General features: G+C 63.2%; 2 protein-coding genes. One reads left to right on the plus strand and one right to left on the minus strand.

Going from position 1 to position 817, the window contains the following annotated elements:
- The coding region (locus EN969_RS33485) for a riboflavin kinase (protein ID WP_206525329.1) at positions 1-267 on the plus strand (267 nt) is incomplete at its 5' end.
- A 1-nt stretch (position 268) separates the two neighbouring features.
- Here the strand turns inward: EN969_RS33485 and EN969_RS33490 are convergent.
- Positions 269-817: an HdeD family acid-resistance protein gene (locus tag EN969_RS33490; protein WP_127419884.1), complete on the minus strand. Its 549-nt coding sequence runs from the start codon at positions 815-817 to the stop codon at positions 269-271.

Below are 817 nucleotides of genomic sequence, written 5' to 3' on the forward strand. Positions count from 1 at the left end.
CGACTGTCGGGCGTCGCCAGCTTTGGCCGACGCCCGACAGTCGACGACAACGGCGCGCCGCTGCTGGAAACCTTTGTCTTCGATTTCTCCGGCGACCTCTATGGCGAGGTTTGTCAGGTTTCCTTCTTCGGTTTCCTGCGTCCGGAGGTGAAGTTCGAGGGGCTCGACGCGCTGGTCGCGCAGATGAAGCGCGATGAAGCCGAGGCACGCGCGCTGCTTGCCGGCGTCAGGCCGCTCTCCGACCTCGACGCTGCGATGGCATTTTAAGCTACTTCTTCAGTGCCAGGCCAACGGCGATGAAGGTCCAGCCCTGGAAGATCAGATCGATCGCCAGGAACAGACCGAGCACCCACAGGCTGTTGACCGGCCAGCCCATGGCGATGATCAGGCCCGCAAGCGCGGTGATGACACCGGCAGCGACGATCCAGCCCCAGCCGCGTTCCGGCCGATGGCTGTAGCCGACCCAGGCCCTGAGCACCCCTGACGCGACCAGCGCAATCGCCAGCAGGAATGTCAGCACCGCCGAGGCAAGCAACGGATTGCCGAAAGCGAAGAAGCCGGCAACGGCGTACAGCAGTCCGCTGAGCAGCCAGTAGAAGAAGCGGCTCCAGGTCTTGACGCCGAACGCGTGCACGATCTCGATGATGCCCGCCATCAGCATCAGCCATCCCACGACGTAGACGGAAGCCACCGTGGCGACGAACAGGTTGGCGAAGGCAATGCCGCCGAAGATGAGCAGCAGCACACCGAGCGCGACAAACCATCCCCATTTTGTCCGTGTCTGTTCGATCGCGATTTTCAGGGCGTCGCCATGCAG

This window comes from Mesorhizobium sp. M7A.F.Ca.CA.003.01.2.1 (genome assembly GCF_003998945.1).
GTDB lineage: Bacteria > Pseudomonadota > Alphaproteobacteria > Rhizobiales > Rhizobiaceae > Mesorhizobium > Mesorhizobium ciceri.